Annotated in this window: 18 protein-coding genes; 7 read left to right on the top strand and 11 right to left on the bottom strand. The window is 71.5% G+C overall.

What is annotated here, in order from left to right:
• The 6 genes from HD597_RS40480 to HD597_RS40455 are packed head-to-tail and all read right to left on the bottom strand — an operon-like array spanning position 1 to position 4931.
• Positions 1–741, bottom strand: a complete 741-nt coding sequence (locus tag HD597_RS40480) for an isocitrate lyase/PEP mutase family protein (RefSeq protein WP_253749680.1) — start codon at positions 739–741, stop codon at positions 1–3.
• Complete coding sequence (locus tag HD597_RS40475; RefSeq protein ID WP_253749678.1) at positions 738–1463, bottom strand: cytochrome P450 family protein; 726 nt, start codon at positions 1461–1463, stop codon at positions 738–740. Before HD597_RS40475 ends, HD597_RS40480 begins: the two co-directional genes overlap by 4 nt.
• Positions 1464–1517: 54 nt before the next feature.
• Complete coding sequence (locus HD597_RS40470) at positions 1518–2198, bottom strand: DUF998 domain-containing protein (protein ID WP_253749676.1); 681 nt, start codon at positions 2196–2198, stop codon at positions 1518–1520.
• On the bottom strand, positions 2195–3406 hold the full coding sequence (locus HD597_RS40465) for a glycosyltransferase (RefSeq protein ID WP_379498380.1): 1212 nt from the start codon (positions 3404–3406) through the stop codon (positions 2195–2197). The genes HD597_RS40470 and HD597_RS40465 overlap by 4 nt, the downstream gene beginning before the upstream one ends.
• Positions 3407–3461: 55 nt before the next feature.
• Positions 3462–4274, bottom strand: a complete 813-nt coding sequence (locus HD597_RS40460; protein ID WP_253749672.1) for a DMT family transporter — start codon at positions 4272–4274, stop codon at positions 3462–3464.
• 36 nt (positions 4275–4310) lie between these two features.
• Positions 4311–4931 carry a DedA family protein gene (locus HD597_RS40455; RefSeq protein ID WP_253749670.1) on the bottom strand — a complete coding sequence of 207 codons (621 nt, stop codon included), beginning with the start codon at positions 4929–4931 and terminating at the stop codon, positions 4311–4313.
• A 391-nt stretch (positions 4932–5322) separates the two neighbouring features.
• Here HD597_RS40455 and HD597_RS66175 point away from each other — a divergent pair, with 391 nt between their 5' ends.
• On the top strand, positions 5323–6474 hold the full coding sequence (locus HD597_RS66175; RefSeq protein ID WP_253749668.1) for a sensor histidine kinase: 1152 nt from the start codon (positions 5323–5325) through the stop codon (positions 6472–6474).
• Between the two features lie 40 nt (positions 6475–6514).
• Complete coding sequence (locus HD597_RS40445; RefSeq protein WP_253749666.1) at positions 6515–7588, top strand: hypothetical protein; 1074 nt, start codon at positions 6515–6517, stop codon at positions 7586–7588.
• On the opposite strand, the gene HD597_RS40440 is transcribed toward HD597_RS40445, so the two are convergent.
• The 3 genes from HD597_RS40440 to HD597_RS40430 all read right to left on the bottom strand — a co-directional run bounded on the left by HD597_RS40440 (position 7496) and on the right by HD597_RS40430 (position 10243).
• The gene (locus tag HD597_RS40440) at positions 7496–8137 is read right to left on the bottom strand and encodes a VC0807 family protein (RefSeq protein WP_253749664.1); all 642 of its coding nucleotides are present in this window, start codon (positions 8135–8137) and stop codon (positions 7496–7498) included. The genes HD597_RS40445 and HD597_RS40440 overlap by 93 nt on opposite strands.
• 215 nt (positions 8138–8352) lie before the next feature.
• Positions 8353–9003: a leucine efflux protein LeuE gene (gene leuE, locus HD597_RS40435; protein ID WP_253749662.1), complete on the bottom strand. Its 651-nt coding sequence runs from the start codon at positions 9001–9003 to the stop codon at positions 8353–8355.
• 46 nt (positions 9004–9049) lie between these two features.
• Positions 9050–10243 (bottom strand): serine hydrolase domain-containing protein, encoded by a 1194-nt coding sequence (locus HD597_RS40430; protein WP_253749660.1) that lies wholly within the window; start codon positions 10241–10243, stop codon positions 9050–9052.
• A gap of 91 nt (positions 10244–10334) precedes the next feature.
• Between HD597_RS40430 and HD597_RS40425 the strand changes: the two genes are divergently transcribed.
• The 3 genes from HD597_RS40425 to HD597_RS40415 are packed head-to-tail and all read left to right on the top strand — an operon-like array spanning position 10335 to position 13220.
• Complete coding sequence (locus tag HD597_RS40425; RefSeq protein ID WP_253749658.1) at positions 10335–11201, top strand: TIGR03619 family F420-dependent LLM class oxidoreductase; 867 nt, start codon at positions 10335–10337, stop codon at positions 11199–11201.
• 31 nt (positions 11202–11232) lie between these two features.
• Positions 11233–12624 carry a selenium-binding protein SBP56-related protein gene (locus HD597_RS40420; RefSeq protein ID WP_253749656.1) on the top strand — a complete coding sequence of 464 codons (1392 nt, stop codon included), beginning with the start codon at positions 11233–11235 and terminating at the stop codon, positions 12622–12624.
• Positions 12621–13220, top strand: a complete 600-nt coding sequence (locus tag HD597_RS40415; protein ID WP_372513465.1) for a hypothetical protein — start codon at positions 12621–12623, stop codon at positions 13218–13220. The genes HD597_RS40420 and HD597_RS40415 overlap by 4 nt, the downstream gene beginning before the upstream one ends.
• 11 nt (positions 13221–13231) lie before the next feature.
• Here HD597_RS40415 and HD597_RS40410 read toward each other — a convergent pair whose 3' ends face one another.
• Positions 13232–13702 carry an Lrp/AsnC family transcriptional regulator gene (locus tag HD597_RS40410; protein WP_253749654.1) on the bottom strand — a complete coding sequence of 157 codons (471 nt, stop codon included), beginning with the start codon at positions 13700–13702 and terminating at the stop codon, positions 13232–13234.
• A gap of 94 nt (positions 13703–13796) precedes the next feature.
• On the opposite strand from HD597_RS40410, the gene HD597_RS40405 reads away from it, so the two are divergent.
• Together HD597_RS40405 and HD597_RS40400 are read left to right on the top strand one after the other, a co-directional pair.
• Positions 13797–14489: a nitroreductase family protein gene (locus tag HD597_RS40405; RefSeq protein WP_253749652.1), complete on the top strand. Its 693-nt coding sequence runs from the start codon at positions 13797–13799 to the stop codon at positions 14487–14489.
• 71 nt (positions 14490–14560) lie between these two features.
• Positions 14561–16387, top strand: coding sequence for a M14 family metallopeptidase (locus tag HD597_RS40400; RefSeq protein ID WP_253749650.1), 1827 nt, complete (start codon positions 14561–14563; stop codon positions 16385–16387).
• Positions 16388–16444: 57 nt separating this feature from the next.
• Here the strand turns inward: HD597_RS40400 and HD597_RS40395 are convergent, their stop codons facing one another.
• Positions 16445–18943: a helix-turn-helix transcriptional regulator gene (locus tag HD597_RS40395; protein WP_253749648.1), complete on the bottom strand. Its 2499-nt coding sequence runs from the start codon at positions 18941–18943 to the stop codon at positions 16445–16447.
• Positions 18944–19570 lie beyond the last annotated feature (627 nt).

The following is a 19570-nucleotide window of genomic DNA, read 5'->3' as shown; positions in this document are numbered from 1 at the left end:
TCACGGCAATCGAGCGGCGATCTCGTTATATGTCGGGATCCCCGGAGCCTGCTCGCCGCGGACGCCGAGCGCCGTGCCCAGCGCCGCCGCCAGCGCGGCCCGGTAGAGCAGCGACCCGGTGCTCACCCTGGCCACCCCGGCCTCGGCCAGCCGGGCCAGGCCGGGCCCGCCCTGCTGGTAGAGCACGTTGAGCGGCAGCGGCGTGCTCGCCGCCAGCTTCGCGATCTCGTCCAGGTCGTTCAGCCCCGGCACGAAGACGCCGTCGGCGTGCCCGTAGGCGTCCAGCCGCTCGCGGGTGCCTTCGCCGGAGCCCAGCCAGTACGTGTCCGTGCGCGCGTTGACGAACACCCCGTGCCCCTTGGCCGCCTCGATGATCCGCTGCTGCAACCCGATGGGGCGCAGCGTGCCGTCCGGGCGGCCGTCCTCCAGGTTGACGCCCGCCACGCCCAGCGCGGCCAGGCCCGCCACCAGCTCGCCCACCTCGGCGGGGTCGTCGCTGAACCCGCCCTCGATGTCCACCGTCACCAGGACGCCCAGGCCGCTGATCGCCTCCGCCAGCTCGATCGTCTCCGCCCTGGTGGCGCCGGCCCCGTCGGGCCTGCCATGCACGGCGGCCACGCCGAGGCTGGTCGTGCCGATCGCGGGGAAGCCGTGCGCGGCCAGGTGGGCCGCCGAGCCGTAGTCCCAGGCGTTGGGCAGCAGCAGCGGGTCGCCGGGGCGGTGCAGGTCGTGGAAGTTCACTTCAGCAGTCCCTCCAGGACGCCCGCGGCCAGCGCGAGCGCGTGAGCGGGGGCGGGGCAGGGGCGCACGCCGTGGCCGAACGTCAGGTGCGGGACGTGGCCGCGCGCGGGGTCGAACGCGTCGGGGTCGCGGTTGACGGCCACCAGGTCGATGGTCACCTCGTCGCCGGTGTGCGTGTCCAGCCTCCGGGTGGCCCGCAGCGGCGGATCCTGGCTGAGCGTCTCGCGCAGCAGCTCGTCGATGTCCTGGCCGGGGGCGGCGTGCCGGAGTGCGGTCTCGATGAGGCCCTCCGTGGCGGAGTGCGCCTGCAGCAGCAGCGTGATCACCGGGACGCCGGCCAGCTTCAGCAGCTCGGCCACGGCGGCGTCGGCCTGCGGGCTCTCCTCGCCCGACAGGTAGCCGGCCGCGGCGGCGGGCACCGCACCGGTGTCCTGGACGCCCAGCGCGGCCCCCAGCACGGCCGTCGGCACGCCTCGCCAGTCACCGCCCCGCTGCCTGGTCAGCGCCCCGGCGGCCGATCGCAGCCCGGCGGGGTCCAGCCCGGCCAGGAGCCCGGTCAGCTCGTGGCGCCGCCGCGCGTGCGTCTCGCCGGCGCTGAACCGGGACACGCGGGCGCGCAGCCAGGCCAGCGTTCCTTCCGCGCCGTCCTGGCGTACGGGTGGCGGCACGTACCTGGTGTCGGAGAGCACCGCCGCGGCTTCGGCATGACGTGTGATGAGCATGAGGTCACGCTAGGGCGAAGTCCTTTCGGCGGCGGTCGAAGTGTCGCGGGGCGATCAGGCGGCGAGCCGTTCCTCACGCTCGTGCCCGGTGGCCTCGGCCGGCTCGGCGGGGACGGGCTCGCTCTTCGCGACGGCCCGGCCGGAGAAGGCGGCCAGCGCCATGGCGATGAGCAGCGCCATCTCGGCCAGCACGACGCCGCGCTCCAGCGTCCCGTAGTAGCCGGCGCCGTTGATCAGCGACGAGGTGATGGTGGCAGGGTGGGCCGCCAGGTAGATCGCGAGCGTCGCCGCGGCGGCCACGCTCAGCGCGCGCACCGCGTTCCAGCGGGGCGCGGCCGCCCTGCCCTTGGCCAGGATCCAGCCGGCGACCGGCAGCGAGGTGAACACGACCGCCGCCGACCAGCGGTGGATCTCGCCGGAGACCGTGCCGATCTGCGAGGTACCCGGGTCGGTCGGGAAGATCGCGCTCATCATCAGGCCCGCCGCCCCGGCCACCAGCAGCACCCGGGTGGGCGCGGTGCGCGCCGGGTCGAGGGTGACCAGCCCGTACGCCAGGCACAGGCAGGCCGCCGCCAGCGCGAGCATCCCGATCAGCACGGGCACCAGCCCGCCGGAGACCAGCGCGTAGTCACTGAGCAGCACCTGGGTGGGCAGCGCCACGTCCGCGTACGCGAGCGCACCGGCCGACACCAGCGTGCCGATCATCGTGCCCCAGACGCTCTGCCTGGGCGTCATCGCATCACCTCGTCATAGATCCGCTCGAACCGGGCGAGCGACGCCTGGTCGTCATGGGTGAGTGCCAGCTCCCTGCTGGCCTTGCCGAGCCGGGCGCGCAGGCCGTCGTCGGCGAGGATCGCGGTCAGGTGCCGGGCCAGCGCGACCACGTCGCCCGGCTGGTAGAGGTAGCCGTTGTCGTCCACCAGGTGCGGCAGCGCCATCGCGTCGGCGGCCACCACGGGCAGCCCCGAGGCCATGGCCTCCAGCGTGGCGATGCTCTGCAGCTCGGCGACGCCCGGCATGGCGAACACGTCGGCGGCGGAGAAGGCCTGCGGCATGTTCTCGTCGGCCACGAAGCCGAGGAAGAACACCCGCTCGCTCACGCCGATGCGCCTGGCCAGCTGCGTCAGCTCCTCCCGCTGGTTGCCCTTGCCGACGAAGGCGACCTGCGCGTCGGTCTCGTTGAGCACCAGCGGCAGCGCGCGGATCACCTCGTCGAGGCGCTTCTCCTCGTCCAGGCGGCCGACGAACAGGATCGTGGGCCGGTCGGGCAGGTCGAACATCTTGCGCGCCCACGCCTTGGGCTCGGCGTGCGGGTGGAACCTGGTCAGGTCGATGCCGCAGGAGACCGGCTCGACGTCGCGCCCGAAGCCCTGGTCGGACAGCAGCTTGGCGGCCAGCGGGGTGGGCGTGGTGATGTGGTCGGCGCGGTTGAAGACGCGGCTGAAGTCGCGCCAGGCCAGCTTGCCCGCCTTCTCCCGCAGCCGCGCGGGGATGTGGGCGAACTGGAAGAGGTTGTCGGGCATGAAGTGGTTGGTGGCCACGATCGGCACGCCGGCCCGGCGGGCGGCGGCCATGGCGGCCCTGCCGACCACGAAGTGACCCTGGGTGTGCAGCACGTCGGGCTTGATGATGGAGACGAGCCGGTCGAGCCTGGTCGGCACGGTGAAGCGCATGGTCGGGTGGACCAGCAGCGGCGCCGAGCGCAGCCGGTGCACGATCACGCCGTCGGCCACGTCGGCGCTGGCCGGGCCCACGTCCGACTGGCAGATCACGTGCACCTCGTTGCCCCGGGCGGCCAGGCCGGTGGCCAGGCGATGGGTGAAGTAGGCGGCGCCGTTCACGTCGGGTGGGTAGGTGTCGGACGAGATGAGGATGCGGCGCGGGCGCTCCGGGGCGGGGGAGAGCGCGGCGAGGTCGGGGACGCTGTGCAGGGGCATGGCCATGTCGATGAACTCCGATGTCAGGGATGGCTTGGGGAGAGCCGTGAACGGGGCGATCTCATGCGGGGTCGTGGTGGGCCTCCAGCGGGCTGGTCCGCGCCAGGGCGACGGTGCCCGCGGCGGTCAGCAGGGCCGCCACGACCGGCAGGATCCCGGTCGGCAGCGGCTCGCCCAGCAGCAGCGCGCCGAACGCCACCGCGGTCAGCGGGTCGGCGATCTGCAGCGAGGCGAAGGAGACGCCGAAGTGCCCGACGGCGTAGGCGCGCTGGAGCATCATCAGCGCCAGCAGCGCGGGGACCGGCAGTGCCAGCAGGTACCACCAGTTCCAGTCGCCGTCCACCAGCACCCGCATGAGGGTGGCGGTGGCGCCGTACAGCACTCCTGAGCTGGTCGCCAGCAGCGCCGCCCGGCCGGCGGGCGAGACCACCCGCGAGGCGGCCCACAGCAGCACCGCCGCCACCCCCGCCACGCCCAGCAGCGTGAGCACGCCGTTCGGGCTGAGGTGGGTCGGGCCGTGCGACTCGGGGACCAGCAGCACCAGCCCGATCAGGCCGGCCGCGACCACGCCGGCGGACACCAGCTCGGCGCGTGAGGGCCTGCGGCCGTGCAGCGTCGCCGCGAGGGGCAGCGCGAACAGCAGACTGGCCACCCCCATCGGCTGCACGATCGTCAGCGGTCCGAGCCCGAGTGCGACGATGTGCAGGCCACCACCCGCCAGGATGGACACGCCGCCGAGCAGCCAGCGTGGCCTCCGGAGCAGCGCGAGCAGCCCCGGCTTGGCGGAGCCGACCGCCTCGAACTGCTGCAGCGCGGCTCCGAGCGCGAAGAACAGCGAACCGACCAGGGCGATCACCGCGGCCAGCACAGTCATGCGCACTCCTTTCAGACGGATGGTTGCCAGGCAGGGTCAAACGGACGTGTCCGCAGGAAGACGTTCCGGGGAAGCCTTGATGGCGCGCTGCTTCCTGACCCATCGCACGATCTCCACCACGGCGGTGATGGACAGCGCGATGCCCAGGCCGAGCAGCAGGCCCTTGATCGGGTCGTTCTCGAACGCCATCCCGCCGAAGTAGCCGATCAGCCCGGAGTACACCGCCCACGAGCTCGTCGCGATCAGGTCGAAGAAGGTGAACGAGCGCAGCGGATGCCGCACCGCGCCCATGGTCAGCGTGGTCGCGGTACGCCCACCGGGGATGTACCTGGCCACGACCAGGACGAGGCCGCCCCGCTCCGCCAGGGCCCCCCGCGCCCAGACGAACGCCTTCTTGCCGCGCAGCCTGCCTGCCGACCTGTTGCCGATCAGGTAGGAGATGTGGTCCCCGGCGAACGCGCCGAGCGCGGCCACCACGATGACCAGAGCCAGGTTCGGCCCGCCGGACGCGGCGGCGAACACCCCCGCGGTGATCACCGACGTCTCGGCGGGCACGACGGGGAAGAACCCGTCGAGCAGCGCCAGGGCGAACAGCGCGACATACAACCACGGCGACGACATCACCTGCTCGACGAGGTCGAGGATGGCGTGCGACATGAGCGTGTACTCCGATCGTTAGGGCACTCACACAGCCTGGCGGCGTGTGACGTCCGGGAACATCGGGGATGCCCCCGGTCGAACGCGGTCCTTTCCCCTATGCGGGTCAGGGCCGATACCCCTTGAAGGTAGAAACTCCGCAGGTCACGGCACATCGGACGATCGGCACGCACTACCCCCTACTTTCGTCGGGGGCAGCGCCTGCGACCTCCGGATGACACCTACGATCAAACAGGTTCGAGCCGGTGGAATCAGGAGTGGAGATAGGCGCATTCGTGGTGGGGCTAGCCCTACCTCGAAGGTGGACGGCACCCCACCCCGACTTTCGTCAGGGGAGCCACCTGACTTCGGACGGCATCCACCTGCCGGCGCTGCCGCTACCGTCGGTGCGGTGAAGCGTCTACGCCGGGACAACCGCCGCCAGGTGGTCTATGACGTGCTGCTCTTCGTCGTGCTCGGCGTGTTCGTCGCCGCCATGGGGCCCGACCCGTTCAGGGACCCCGCCGGGTTCGCCATGGTGACCGTGCCCCGCTGGGCGCTGGCCGCGGTGGCCGTGCTCGTGGGACGGCCGTACCCGCTGGCGGCCCTGGTGCTGCTGCTGCCGCTGGGGCCGTGGCGGTTCAGCGAGGGGTTCGCGACCGTGGACCTGAGCTGGCTGCTGCCCCGGCGCGACGTGAAGATCCTGCCGCTGCTGCCGACGTCGCCGTTCATCGCCTGGTACGCGTACCTGACCGGGCGGCGCATGGCCAGTTGGTGGCCGGCGCTGATCGCGTTCTGCCTGATCTCGCTGGTGGGCGTGGTGGTGGTGCTGGGCAGGGGCGGTGATCTGGCGCTGTGGGTGTCGATGATCACCGCGGTCGTCGGCACCTACGTGGTGCCGCACCTGTTCGGGGTGCTGCGCCGCAAGCTGCTGCAGCAGCGGCGGCAGGCCAGGACGTCGGCCGAGGCGCAGGCCAGGCTGCGGGAGCGGGCCAGGATCGCGCGGGAGATGCACGACTCGCTCGGCCACGACCTGGCCCTGATCGCGGTCAGGGCGGCGGGGCTGGAGCTGGCTCCCGGCCTGGCCCCCGCCCAGGTCAAGGCGGCGGGGGAGCTGCGGCTCGCGGCGGCCGACGCCACCGAGCGGCTGCGCCAGATCATCGGGCTGCTGCGCGAGGACTCCGACGCGGCGCCGCTGGCCCCCGTGGACGAGGACGTGGCGGAGCTGGTGCGCCGGGCCGCCGGCTCCGGCATGTCGATCTCCCTCGACCTCGCCCCCGGGCCGGTGCCCGGTCTGGCCGCCGCGGTGGTGCAGGAGGGGCTCACCAACGCCGCCAAGCACGCGCCCGGGGCGGCCGTGACGGTCTCGGTCGCGCCGCGCCTGGTCCGCGTACGCAACGGGCCGGCCCGTTCCCGGCCCACCGCCAGGACCGGCGGGCTGGGGCTGGCGGGCCTGCGCGAGCGCGTACGCCTGGCCGGCGGCACGCTCACCGCCGGCCCGGCGGGCGACGGCTTCGAGCTGACCGTGACCCTCCCCCGCGAGGGGGAGGAGGATCCCCGCTAGGCGGGAGGGCCCCGGCCCCGGGGCAGGCGAGGCTCGGAGCATGACGCAACCCGCACCGGGCACCGGCCACCGGCCCCGCCAGGCCGTGAGCACCACGGACCTCCCACCGGGCACCGGCCACCGGCCCCGCCACATCACGGGCGCCACGGACGTCGCGCCGGGCATCGGCCGCCGCACTGCCGCGATCGTGGCGGTGGCGGCCATGCTGCCCTACCTCACGCTCAAGGTCCTCTGGCTGACCGGCAGCTCCCTCGGCGTGAGCGACCCGAGCCTGATGAACGACCCGGCGATGGTCGGGCTGAACGCGATGACCTTCGGCATGGAGGCCGTGGGCCTGCTGCTGGCGCTGGCCTTCACCGCCCGGTGGGGCATGCGGCTGCCCGGCCTGCTGGTGCTGCTTCCCCTCTGGGTGGGCACCGGCCTGCTGTCCGTGATCGTCGTCACCGCGCCGATCCTCGTCGCGACCGCAGGCACGGCCGCCTTCAGCGGCGGCCCCATCGCGCCGTGGGTCTACATGATGGTCTACGGGGGTTTCCTGGGGCAGGGCGCCGGCCTCATGGCGGCCTTCGCCCTGTACGCCCGCGACCGCTGGCCGGCCGCCTTCACCACGGCCACCGGCCTGCCCTTCCCCAGCCCCACCAGGCCGCTGCAGGCGATCCTGGCCTGGGGCGCGCTGCCGGTGGCCGTGGTGGTGGGCGGAGCGCGGCTCGTGCAGGCCCTGGACGGCCCGGCCGCGGCGGCGGCGCAGAGCGGGCTCAAGGGGCTGCTCGCGATCGCCGGGGCCGTCGCGCTGGTCGTGATCGTGCGCGGGCGCGGAGGCGTCCCGTTCCGGCGTCCGCTGGCGATCGCCTGGCTGGGCTCGGGCTCCCTGTTCGCCTGGGGCCTCTACGTGATGATCGTCCGGTCCGTGGGCGGGCCGCTGGCCGGAGGAGGGGGCGGCCCAGCCGACCTGGTGGAGCTGTTCGGCATGCTGACCGGGCTCGTCATGGGGTTGTGCGGGGCGTTCCTGCTGGTGGAGCGGTCAGGTGTGCGCGACGTGCAGCCGGCGCAGGAGCCGCTTGAAGGCGATGACCGAGAAGGTGATCGCCGCGCCGCTGATCACGGCCACCGCTGACGTACGCATGATCATGAACGCGCCGAGCGAGCCGCCGATCGACTCGTAGACCGCGAGGAAGATGCTCAGCGTGGAGTTCATCAGCAGCACGAACGCCCACAGCAGCGTGATCCTGGCGAAGAACCGGCGCACCCGCTCGTGCTTGAGCACCGCCGACGGCAGGTGGATGTAGTCGAGCGTGAGCTTCTGCACGAGCGGCCTGTTCAGCCGCACCGAGGCGAGGAAGGCGATGCTGATGCAGATCGTGCCCATCTCGGGCTGGATGAAGAACCACATCCACGTCCCCGTCCAGAACGCCACGATCGCCCGGATGGTGATCGCGAACGCGGCCAGGTACATGGTGGCGGGCACCTTGACCCGCTTGACGAGGCGCCAGGCCACGCCCAGGTAGACCCAGGCGACGGTGAGGGCCAGCGCCCACTTGAAGCCGAGGACCACCATGGCGAGGTAGAAGACGGCGAGGGGGGCGACCACGCCTTCGAGCAGCCGGGGAGCCGCCTGCCGGGCGAGCGCGGTGAGGCGTGGGAGGGTGACCGGTGGATGGTTCAAGGCTGCTCCGCAGATAGGCCGACGATCAGCGTCTACCCGGGCTTCGGGGGACCAGGCATTCCGGATGGACCGCTCGACGTCACCGATGCGTCCATCACCCGCCGTCCCGGGAAGCACGCCGGTGGCTTACCGTACCCGAGGAGGAGGGATGGGACTGCCTCTTTTGACGCGTTCCATCTGTCTCCACGAAAACAGCGCAACCTTGAATACGGCTTTCATCCGAGTGACGCTGTGGCGAGCTTCGCGCCGAACCCCAGGAAGACGGCCCCGACGCCGGACGTGAGCCCGGCGCTGAGCCGGCGGCGGCTGCGGAACTGCGCGGCCAGGAAAGTGCCGCCGAAGATCAGGCCGGTCAGGTAGAGGAAGCTGAAGAGCTGGATCACCGCGCCCAGGATGACGAACGACAGCGCGGGGTTGGCGTAACCCGGGTCCACGAACTGCACGAAGAACGACAGGAAGAACAGGATGGCCTTCGGGTTCAGCAGGCTGATCGTCAGGGCCTTGCGGAACGGGCGCGTGCGGGCGTCCACCTGTGCGGCGGGCGCCTCCGTCATCCGCGCGGACCGCCACGACCTCCAGGCGCCACGGATCATCTGGAACCCGATCCAGGCCAGGTAGCCCGCGCCGGCGTACTTGACGATCGTGAACAGCAGCGGGTTGGCCCTCAGAAGCGAGGCGGCGCCGGCGGCGGTGAGGACCATCAGCACCGTGTCGCCGACGAAGACGCCCGCCGCTGCCCGGTATCCCTGCCGGACCCCGTGCTGGGCGGCGTAGGACAGGACGTACAGGGAGTTCGGGCCGGGCAGGAGGATGATCAGGAAGGCGCCGACGACGTAGGCCCAGAAATCCGTGATACCGAAGAACATGCCGCTGCTCCTGGGAAGAATGGTGACATATCACGGTATCCGGTGATCAGGCGTACCAGATGCCTCCGTGGGCCTGACGGTGGCCGAGCGCCCGGTAGGCCGCGTCCACCAGTGCCTGGCCGCGCGGGTTCACGCCCAGCCCGGCGCCCTGCTTGCTCATCGTGTAGCCGAACGCCAGCCGCGCCGCCGGATCGCAGAACCCGATCGAGCCGCCCATCCCCACGTGCCCGAACGCGGTCTCGGCCAGCAGCACGCCCTCGCTGTCGGGCTCCGGCAGGTGCCGGTTGTCCACCGGCTTGACGAAGCCCAGCGCGAAGTGGGTCGGCGCGAGCAGCACCGCGTCGGCGCCGGCCGAGGCGGTGAGCGACATGAGCGCCAGGTGCTCCCTGCTCACCAGGCCGCCGCCGCCCAGCGACAGCGGGCGGTACATGCCCGCCAGCCCCCGCGCGTTCGTGATCCCGCCGACGGCCCCGATCTCGGCGGCGTGCGCGGCCCTGCTGTCGGACTCGCCGGCGGCCATGTAGCCGCCCTCGTGGGCCAGCACCCCCGCCTGCACCGAGGCGGGGTCGCCGAACGCCCTGAGGTAGAACGAGGCCGGCGCCTGCGGCGGATCGGCGGGCACGGTCGGCGCGACCCGCCCCTCCTGCTCCTCGGGCAGCCCCAGCCAGAAGTCCAGCCCGAGCGGCTCGGCCACCTCCTCGCGGAAGAACGTGCCGAGCGAGCGCCCGCTCACCCGGCGCACCACCTCGCCCACCAGGTAACCGAAGGTGAGCGCGTGGTAGCCGTGCCTGGTGCCCGGCTCCCAGTACGGCTCCTGCTCCGCCAGCCGCCCGGCCATCAGCTTCCAGTCGTAGAAGGCGCCGGGCGGCAGCGGCTCGCGCAGCGCGGGCAGCCCGGCCTGGTGGGCGAGCAGGTGGCGGACGAGCGTGCCGCCCTTGCCGCGCGCGCCGTACTCGGGCCAGTAGCGGGTCACCGGCGCGTCCAGGTCGAGCTCGCCGCGCGAGGCCAGCATGTGGGCGCACAACGCCGTGGCGCCCTTCGTGCACGACCACACGTGCCCGATCGTGTCGCTCTCCCAGGGCCGGCCGGGTGACGCCTGCCCGCCCCACAGGTCGACGGCCACCTCGCCGCCGACGATCACGCACACCGACGCGCCCACCTCGCCGCGGTGTTCCAGATTCGCTTCGAACTCTTCGCGCACCTGGGAGAACATGGGGTCGCAAGTGCCATGCACGGTCATTTCCCGAATGCATCACGAATGCCGGCGCGTGTAAACCGATGACTTTCCACCCTTGCCCTGGTCAGAAGTGCAGACAAGGAAGGAGCACGAGATGGATCTCGGAATCGGACTTCCCGTGACGGGCCCGCAGGCGAGCCCGGAGGAGATCGTCCGCGTGGCCCAGGCGGCCGAGCGGGCGGGGCTCGGCGCGGTGTGGGCCTACGAGCGCCTGCTGCGGCCCGCCGAGCCCTGGATGCTGGGGCTGGAGCAGGTCATCCCGCTGCCCGAGGACAGCGCCTCCGTCTACGACCCGCTAGAGACCCTCGCCTACCTCGCGGCCAGGACCAGCACGATCCGCCTGGGCACCACGGTCGTCGACGCGCTGTTCCACCCTCCTGTCGTGCTGGCCAAGCGGCTGGCCACGCTCGACCGGCTCAGCGGCGGCCGCGTCTGGGCCGGGCTGGGGCAGGGCTGGATGAAGCAGGAGTTCGAGGCGGCGGGCGTGCCCGTGAGGCGGCGCGGGGCGGGCTTCGCGGAGCACGTGGAGGCCATGCGCGCCTGCTGGGGCCCCGACCCGGTGAGCTTCTCCGGCCGCTTCTACACGATCCCCGAGTCGGGCATCGGGCCCAAGCCGACGGGGCTGACCCTGCTCGGCGGCGCTGCGGCGCCCCCGGCGGTCGAGCGGGTGGCCGGGCTCGGCCTGGGGCTGACCACGGTGGTGTTCGACTGGGACCAGCTCGGGCACGGCGTCGAGGCGTACCGCAAGGCCGGCGGCGCCGGCCCGCTGGTGATCCAGGTGAACGGCACGGTCAGCGAGCGTCCGCTGGACGAGCGCGCGCCGCTCACCGGCTCGCCCGAGCAGGTGGCCGGGGACCTGGCGCGGGCCAGGGCGCTGGGCGCCGACCACGTGGTGTGGCAGCCGATCGGCTTCGAGACGGACGGGCTGGTCGAGCGCATCGCGCAGATCAATACCTATTGACCGTGTAGGGAATCGGTCTATATCTGGAGAGATGACCCTCTGGACTCCGGATCCCACGTTCTACCCGTCCCCCAGAGACGCCGCCGGCGCCCCCGCCGAGAAGCTGGCCTACGTCGCCGCCTTCGACCGGGCGGCGGCCCGGCCCGACGCCCTCGCCGTCATCGACACCGACCCGTCCTCGCCCGCCTACGGCACCGTCGCGGGCTGGACCGACCTGCCCGGCACGGGCGACGAGCTGCACCACTTCGGCTGGAACGCGTGCAGCAGCGCCCTGTACCCGAACGCGCCGCACCCGCACGTGGAGCGGCGCTACCTGGTCGTGCCGGGCCTGCGCTCCTCCCGCATTCACATCTACGACACCAAGGACCGGATCAGCCCCGAGCTGGTCAAGGTGATCGAAGCGGAGACGCTGGCCCGCCGCGCCGGCTACTCGCGCCCGCACACCGTCCACTGCGGCCCCGAGGGCCTGTACGTGTCCGCGCTCGGCGGCGCCGACGGCAGGGACGGCCCCGGCGGCATCGCGGTGCTCGACCACACCACGTTCGAGGTGGTCGGCCAGTGGGAGCTGGACCGGGGGCCGCAGTACCTGGCCTACGACTTCTGGTGGCACATCAACCAGGACGTGCTGGTCTCCTCCGAGTGGGGGACCCCGTCGATGATCGAGGACGGGCTGGTCGGGGAGCTGCTGCTCGGCCGCAAGTACGGCCACAAGCTGCACTTCTGGGACCTGCGCAAGCGCGCCCACGTGCAGGAGGTGGACCTGGGCGACGAGCACCAGATGCCTCTGGAGCTGCGCCCCGCCCACGACCCGACCCGCCTGTACGGCTTCGCCGGCGTGGTCGTCAGCGTCGAGGACCTGTCGGCGTCCGTCTGGACCTGGTTCCACGAGGACGGCCGCTGGCAGGCCCGCAAGGTCATCTCCATCCCCGCCGAACCGGCGGACGCCGACCGCCTGCCGCCGCTCCTGCGACCGTTCGGCGCGGTGCCGCCGCTGGTCAGCGACATCGCCCTGTCGGTGGACGACCAGCGCCTGTACGTCTCGTGCTGGGGGACGGGGGAGATCAAGCAGTTCGACGTCTCCGACCCGTTCAAGCCGGTCGAGCTGGCCTCGCTGCGGGTGGGCGGCATCGCGCGCAACGACCCGCACCCCGCCGACCCCTCGCTCCCGCTGCGCGGCGGGCCGCAGATGGTCGAGGTCAGCCGCGACGGCCGCCGCGTCTACCTGACCAACTCCCTGTACGGCGCCTGGGACGACCAGTTCTACCCGGAGGGGGTGGGCGCCTGGATGGCCAAGATCGACACCGACGCGTTCACCTTCGACCCCCGCTTCTTCCCCCACGGGGACGACTTCCGCGGCCTGCGCCCCCACCAGGTGCGCCTGCAGGGCGGCGACGCCTCCTCCGACTCCTACTGCTACCCGTGACCCTCACCGCCGTGCTCCTGCTGGGCGCCTTCCACGGCCTCAACCCGGCGATGGGCTGGCTCTTCGCCGTGGCCCGCGGCCTTCAGGAACGCAGCCTGGACCGGCTGCTCCAGTCGATCCCGATGATCGCCCTGGGCCACCTCGCCTCGGTGGCCCTGGTGGCCCTCGTCGTCGCCGCCACCGGCTCGCTGGTCACGGGCAGCGTGCTGTCCATCGGCGGCGGGGTGGTGCTGGTGGGCTTCGGCCTGTGGCGGCTGCTGTCCCGCAGGCACTTCCGGTGGGTGGGGATGCGGCTGTCGCTGTGGCAGCTGGCCGGCTGGTCGTTCCTGATGTCGTCCGCCCACGGGGCCGGGCTGATGTTGCTGCCGGTCTTCACCGGCCTGCACGCGCAGGGCCACGCGGGTCACGCCGCCTCCGGCGGGCTGGGCGTGGCGGCCCTGCACACGCTGGCCATGTTCGGGGTGGCCGGGACCATCGCCGTGGTCGTCTACCGGGTGGCCGGGCTGACCGTGTTGCGGCGGGCCTGGTTCAACGTGGACCGCATGTGGGCCCTGGCCCTGGTGGCGGCCGGGGTCATCACGCTCGCCCAGGTCTGACCTCCGGCCTGTCACGGGCCCGCCAGCGGCATCACGCGGTGCGGCACCACCGTGGACAGCGTGATGACGGTGGTGCTGCGCCGCACCCCGGGGATGGCCAGCATGCGGTCGATGACCTGCTGGAGGTGCTCGTGGTCGCGGCCCGCGATCCGGCACAGCACGTCGCCTGGACCGGTCACGATGTGGGCCTCCAGCAGCTCGGGGACGGCCTCCAGGATCGCCGAGATGTGCTCGCGGGCCGCCTGCTCGACCTCCAGCGTGGTGAACGCCTGCACCGGGTGGCCGAGCGCGGCGGGGGAGAGCTCGGGGCCGAAGCCGGTGATCACGCCGTCGGCGATCATGCGGTCCAGCCGGGCCTGTACGGTGCCGCGCGCCACCCCGAGCAGCCGGGCGATCTCCAGCAGGCCGCTGCGCGGGCGTTCGGCGACCAGGCGGAGGACGGCGCGGTCGAGATCGTCGAGACCGTGGCGGCGTGCTGGCATATTCGCCTCCGAAAAGGGGGTTTCGCTGTCAGATCGGCAGCATGGAACGAGTGCTGTTGTCAGATCCGGCAGCCGGGCCGAGACTTGCGATCTTATGGAGCACCGGCACCCGTTCGTTCCCTACAAGCCCGAGCGCTACGAGCCCGAGGAGATGGTCAGGCGAGGAGAGGAGTTCCACCGGCTGGTGGACCGGCGGCGCAGCGTGCGGCAGTTCAGCCCGGAGCCGGTGCCGTACCGGTGTGTCGAGCTGGCCGTGCGGGCCGCGAACACCGCGCCGTCGGGGGCGCACCAGCAGCCGTGGAAGTTCGTGGTGATCGGCGACCCGGAGACCAGGCGGCGCGTGCGCGAGGCGGCCGAGGCGGAGGAGCGGCAGAACTACGAGGGCGGCCGGTTGCCGCCCGAGTGGCGCGCGGCGCTGGAGCCGCTGGAGACCGGCTCGGACAAGGGGTATCTGGAGGTGGCGCCCTGGCTGGTGGTCTGCTTCGCCGAGAAGTACGGCCTGACCTCCGAGGGCGAGAAGGTCCGCCACTACTACGTCAACGAGAGCGTGGGGATCGCCTGCGGCCTGTTCATCACGGCGCTGCACGTCATGGGCCTGTCCACACTGACGCACACGCCCAACCCGATGGCCTTCCTCGGCGAGATCTGCCGCCGCCCGGCCAACGAGCGGCCCTACATCCTCTTCCCCGTCGGGTACGCGGCCGAGGGCGGGGAGGTGCCTGATCTGGCCAGGAAACCCCTTGAGGAAGCCCTCATCCCCATGTACGTAAATTTGGGCCTTTCCTAGCCCTTCCAACGTCATCACTCTCAGTTCAGGCGCGAGTCAGCATCCCATCCCGAGCGCCTGAGGAGGACGAGGTGAAACGCCGTTTAGTCATCCTGATGGCAGCCCTCAGCCTGATCTGCCTGACCGGCATGACGGGCGCGGGCGCCACCGCCGAACCGCCGCCCAACAAGCAGTACCGCGTGTCCGGCCCGGCCGACGCCCGCCAGCGCAGTGCCGTCGCGGCCACAGGAGCCGCCATCGAGGAGGTGGCCACGGACTCCGTCCTGGTCACGGCCACGGAAGCCGAGGTCTCCGCGATCAGGCGGCTCGGCTACCGGGTCGCGGAGGTGCCCCGCCCGACACCCCCGTCCGCCGACGCCTTTGACTTCCCGCCGGCGGACTCGCAGTACCACAACTACGCGGAGATGAACGCGGAGATCAACGCCCTGGTGGCGGCCCACCCGACGATCATGAGCCAGTCGAACTACGGCACGTCGTACGAGGGCAGGAACCTGCGCCTGATCAAGATCAGCGACAACGTGGGCACGGACGAGAACGAGACCGAGGTCCTGTTCACCGCCCACCAGCACGCCCGCGAGCACCTCACGGTCGAGATGGCGCTGTACATCATGCACCTGCTCACCGACAACTACGGCAGCGACACGAGGATCACCAACCTGGTGAACACCAGGGAGATCTGGATCATGCCGGACATGAACCCGGACGGCGGCGAGTACGACATCGCCACCGGCAGCTACCGCTCCTGGCGCAAGAACCGCCAGCCCAACTCCGGCTCGTCGGCCGTCGGCACCGACATGAACCGCAACTGGGCCTACAACTGGGGCTGCTGCGGCGGCTCGTCCGGCACGACGTCGAGCGAGACGTACCGGGGAGCGAGCGCTGAGTCGGCGCCCGAGGTCAGGGCGGCGGCCAACTGGGTGCGCAGCCGCGTGGTCGGCGGCGTCCAGCAGATCAAGTCGCACATCGACTGGCACACCTACAGCGAGCTGATCCTGTGGCCCTACGGCTACACCTTCAACGACACCGCCCCCGGCCTGACCCAGGACGACCGGGACGCCCACGCCACCCTCGGCCAGAACATGGCCTCCACCAACGGGTACACGCCCGAGCAGGCCAGCGACCTCTACATCACCGACGGCACCATCGACGACTGGATGTGGGGCGTCTACAAGATCTTCAGCTTCACCTTCGAGATGTACCCGACCGGCTCCAGCCCGGGCTTCTACCCGCCGGACGAGCAGATCGTCCCCCAGACCACCCGCAACAGGGAGGCGGTGCTGCGCTTCCTGGAGTACTCCGACTGCGTCTACCGCATCATCGGCAAGGAGGCCCAGTACTGCGGCACCGGCAACCCGCCGATCACCGTCTGGTCGGACACGTTCGAGACGGCCACGGGCTGGACGGTGAACCCGGCCGCCACCGACACCGCCACGCTCGGCCAGTGGGAGCGCGGTGACCCGGAGGCCACCACGTCCAGCGGCGCCAAGCAGCTCGGCACCACGGTCAGCGGCACGAACGACCTGGTCACGGGGCGGCTGGCGGGCTCCTCGGCGGGCGCGTACGACGTCGACGGCGGGGTCACCTCGATCCAGTCACCGCCGATCACGCTGCCGTCCACCGGCGCGCTGACCCTGTCGTTCTCGTGGTACCTGGCGCACGGCTCGAACGCCTCCAGCGCCGACTACCTGCGGGTCCGCGTGGTCGGCGGCACCACGTCCACGGTGTTCAACCAGGCGGGCGCGGCCTCCAACCGCAACGGCTCCTGGGCCACGGCCTCGGCGAGCCTGAACGCGTTCGCCGGCCAGACCGTCCGCATCCTCGTGGACGCCGCTGACGCCTCGGGGGCCTCCCTGGTCGAGGCCGGTGTGGACGACGTGCGCGTCACGCAGCAACCGTAACCCTCCACCACCACTCCGCCGCACGGGATTCCGGCCCCCGTGCGGCGGAGTCCACGGTCAGTCGCTTTCTCTGAGGGTCGGACCCGAGGCGCGGAACGCCAGCATGACGGCGTCGGCCGCCTCGTGCCGCCCCGACGCGCGCAACAGCTCCGCCAGCGCCGTCGCGGCGAACTCGTTCCCGTCATCGACCGCCTCGCGCAGTGCCAGCTCGGCCTCGTCCTGCCTGCCCGCCTCGATCAGCAGGTCGGCCAGCGCCATCGGGGCGAACTGATCGCCTGCCGCCGCCATCCTGCGCAGCAACGCCTCGCCCTTCTGATCCAGAGTCTCGCTGATGCCGGTCACCCTGGATGGATCGCTCGACGCCGCGCGGACCTTCCACCTGACGGCATCCTCAGTGCGGCCCGCGCGTTCGAGCACCCCGGTCAGCCGCCACATGGCATAGCGGTTGCCTGCCTCGGCCAGCGGCAGCCACATCTTGTGGGCTGCCTCCGGATCACCTTCGCGTTCGTGCAGGTCGGACAGGCTCGCCAGGGCGCGCAGGTCTCCCCGGTCCGCCAGGCGGCGCAGCCAGAGCTTGGCCTTGTGCCGTGCGCCGAGGCGTTCCTGCAGGTCCGCGAGCGACCGGATGCTCTCCGGATCGTCGGTCACGGCCGCGGCGAGCAGCCATCTCTCGGCCTCCTGCACCGCTCCCGCCTGCTCCTGGAGCCGGGCGAGCTCACGCATGGAGGGGATGCTTCCGGCGGTGGCGCTCGGCAGCCAGATCGCGCACGCTTCCTCGACACGGCCGGACTCCGAGAGGAGCTGGCTGAGCTGCCGCATGGCAGCACGGTTGCCGGTGCTCGCGATCCGGCGCAGCAGCTCGCAGGCCTCCTCCACATGGCCGAGCTGCACGAGCAGTCGCGCGTTCTCCTGGACGGCGCCGGTGTCGCCGTGATCCATGGCGGTCTGCCACAGGACATAGGCGTCATGCAGTCGTCCGTCCTGCTCCAGCCGCCTGGCCAGCCGCCGTGCCGCGGCCGTGTCGCCCCGCCGTGCCGACCTGGACAGCCACGACTCGGCCTCGTCCATGCGGCCCGCGCTCTCCAGCATGTCAGCCAGCACCCACATGGCCTCGGTGTCGCCCGACTCGGCGGCGGGACGCCAGAGGTCGATCGCCTCGGCGGTGCGCCCGGAGTGCTTGAGCTTCTCAGTGAGCGCCCACCTGGCGTAGACGTCGCCGTGGTCGCCGCCGGACCGCTCGGCGGGCTGCGCGACGAAGGATTCCCGCTGGGGCGTGCCCATCCAGCGTTCTGCCTCCTTGACGGACCCTCCCAAGGCCTTGATCAGCAAGCTCACCAGCCGCTGTTGTCTGGGGCCCGGTGCGCCTGACAGCACGCGGTGCACGGTTGTGTGGCTGTATCCGGTGCGTGTCGCGAGCTCCCGTACGGACGGGTTGCCGGCCTGCACCCTCAATCGCCGCAGGTAGTCGATCATGACGTCACCTTCGGAATGGACGTACCACCGGCGGCTCACTGTCCTGCGGAGCCGGGCGAGGCGGAGGTCCACGTCCGAGACGCTCGTCCCCAGGAAGTCGGCGATCTGCCGCGCGGTGTACCCGTCGCCGCGCAGGAGCGCCACCTGGGCCGTGTGGCGATCGACTCCGTTGAGCATCTCCCACGGGACCATGCGCTGCACCACCGTGTCGGCGACGTCGGGCACGGCGGTGTCGTCCGCCAGGGCGCTCATCCGCGTCAGCAACGCATCGGAACGGCTCTGCTGACGTCGCAACGAGATCGCGCAGCGACGGGCCCTGGCCTGGATCCAGGACCTGACGTTCTCGTCGGCACGCACGCCACTCCACTGTTCACACGTGATCGCCAGGCTTTCCTGGGCGGCGTCCTCGCGGTCGGCGGGGCTGAGGGCCTGCCGCTCCAGTTCCTGGTCCACCCAGGTGCGGCCCAGGGGGTAGAAGTCCTCGAAGTCGAAGGGGATGCGCACGCCTTGCTTGATGCCCTGCTCGGTGAGGTTGCGCCGGCATTTCCATTCGTGCTGGTCGCCCCCGCACGCTCGGACGACGGCCGCCAGCAGCGCGGGCGACGGGAGCGTCCGCCCGGAGAACGCTTCTGAGAGCGCACCGGGGCTGTAGTAGGTCGTCATGCCGAGTGCGCGCAGCGACGGCGATCCCGCTCTGATGCGCAGCGTCCTCAGATCCTCCGCGAACTCGCGGATGAGCTGTGCCGCCGTGACTGGGCCGCCACCGAGTCTGGGAAGCACCGGCGCGGGCTCGACCGGTGGTGCGGGACGCCGGCGCGAGATCGCCCTGCCCGCGGCGGCTTGACCGGTGTCCGTGACCCGGTAGTAGCGCCGTCGGGGCCCACGTGGCACGTGCTCTGACAGATCCCACCGGCCTTCGACCCAGCCGTGCTCCTCCAGACGGGACAGGATCGGGTAGACGGTGCCGGTCGGACGGCGAGTCGAGCGGGCGATCTCCAGCCCGTAGTGCTCCCGCTCCCTGTCGCCGCTCAGTACGGCGAGCACGTCGAGGGTGGCTTCTGTAAGCCGAATTTCTCCAGACATGGAAGTGAACCATCTACCTATGTAGAGATGGGGCCGAGTGTTCAGTGTCGCGAGGTGTAATAAGGAGGAGTGCGGAGGGAGGCGAAGGCCTGCTCCAGGTGCCGACCGTCACAGGTCTCCACCCCCCTCCTCGATGCACCGCCGCCCAGCTGGTTTCCCGGGTCCCTGGTTAGGACCCGGGCCAGCTGTCGCGGACGATTTCGAACAGGCGCATCGCCAGCATGGCGAGCGTGCTGTACTTCACCGTCCTGAGCGCGAGGCGACGGAGGCGGGCTCGAGCCCGTCGTTTCCTCGGGGCGTCGGATTCCTCATCGGGCTCCGACTTCTCACGCGGCTCCTGGCCGCCTGGTGAACCGGGCATCCGCCTGACCTCTTTCTGTTGGCGCGGCGGTCCCCGGGGACCCGCCATTACTGCGCCACGCCAGCAGGAACAGGCTGAGATCAGCCTAGCCCTTGCGCGCCTCGAATGAGGTCAAAGACATCAACAGCCTCACAGCTCACTGAAGTAACCGATTTCGGTCACCCCCAACCCCGATATTGGGGCTTTTGTCCCGATTCTCGGTGTGCCGGAATTGGGTCTTGTAAGCCTCCGTTGTCAAAGCTACGATCGCGACAACTCTTAGGAAA

The organism is Nonomuraea thailandensis (assembly GCF_024172165.1).
In the GTDB taxonomy this organism is placed as follows: domain Bacteria; phylum Actinomycetota; class Actinomycetes; order Streptosporangiales; family Streptosporangiaceae; genus Nonomuraea; species Nonomuraea thailandensis.
This window is presented reverse-complemented; position numbering and strand designations above follow the sequence as displayed.

Coding starts and splice junctions, on each gene's coding strand:
- HD597_RS40425 (WP_253749658.1), top strand. CDS start 10,335: ATGGATCTCGGAATCGGACTTCCCGTGACGGGCCCGCAGGCGAGCCCG.
- HD597_RS40445 (WP_253749666.1), top strand. CDS start 6,515: ATGACGCAACCCGCACCGGGCACCGGCCACCGGCCCCGCCAGGCCGTG.
- HD597_RS40395 (WP_253749648.1), bottom strand. CDS start 18,943: ATGTCTGGAGAAATTCGGCTTACAGAAGCCACCCTCGACGTGCTCGCC.
- HD597_RS40455 (WP_253749670.1), bottom strand. CDS start 4,931: ATGTCGCACGCCATCCTCGACCTCGTCGAGCAGGTGATGTCGTCGCCG.
- HD597_RS40465 (WP_379498380.1), bottom strand. CDS start 3,406: ATGGCCATGCCCCTGCACAGCGTCCCCGACCTCGCCGCGCTCTCCCCC.
- HD597_RS40470 (WP_253749676.1), bottom strand. CDS start 2,198: ATGACGCCCAGGCAGAGCGTCTGGGGCACGATGATCGGCACGCTGGTG.
- HD597_RS40430 (WP_253749660.1), bottom strand. CDS start 10,243: ATGACCGTGCATGGCACTTGCGACCCCATGTTCTCCCAGGTGCGCGAA.
- HD597_RS40405 (WP_253749652.1), top strand. CDS start 13,797: ATGGAGCACCGGCACCCGTTCGTTCCCTACAAGCCCGAGCGCTACGAG.
- HD597_RS40420 (WP_253749656.1), top strand. CDS start 11,233: ATGACCCTCTGGACTCCGGATCCCACGTTCTACCCGTCCCCCAGAGAC.
- HD597_RS40460 (WP_253749672.1), bottom strand. CDS start 4,274: ATGACTGTGCTGGCCGCGGTGATCGCCCTGGTCGGTTCGCTGTTCTTC.
- leuE (WP_253749662.1), bottom strand. CDS start 9,003: ATGTTCTTCGGTATCACGGATTTCTGGGCCTACGTCGTCGGCGCCTTC.
- HD597_RS40475 (WP_253749678.1), bottom strand. CDS start 1,463: ATGCTCATCACACGTCATGCCGAAGCCGCGGCGGTGCTCTCCGACACC.
- HD597_RS40410 (WP_253749654.1), bottom strand. CDS start 13,702: ATGCCAGCACGCCGCCACGGTCTCGACGATCTCGACCGCGCCGTCCTC.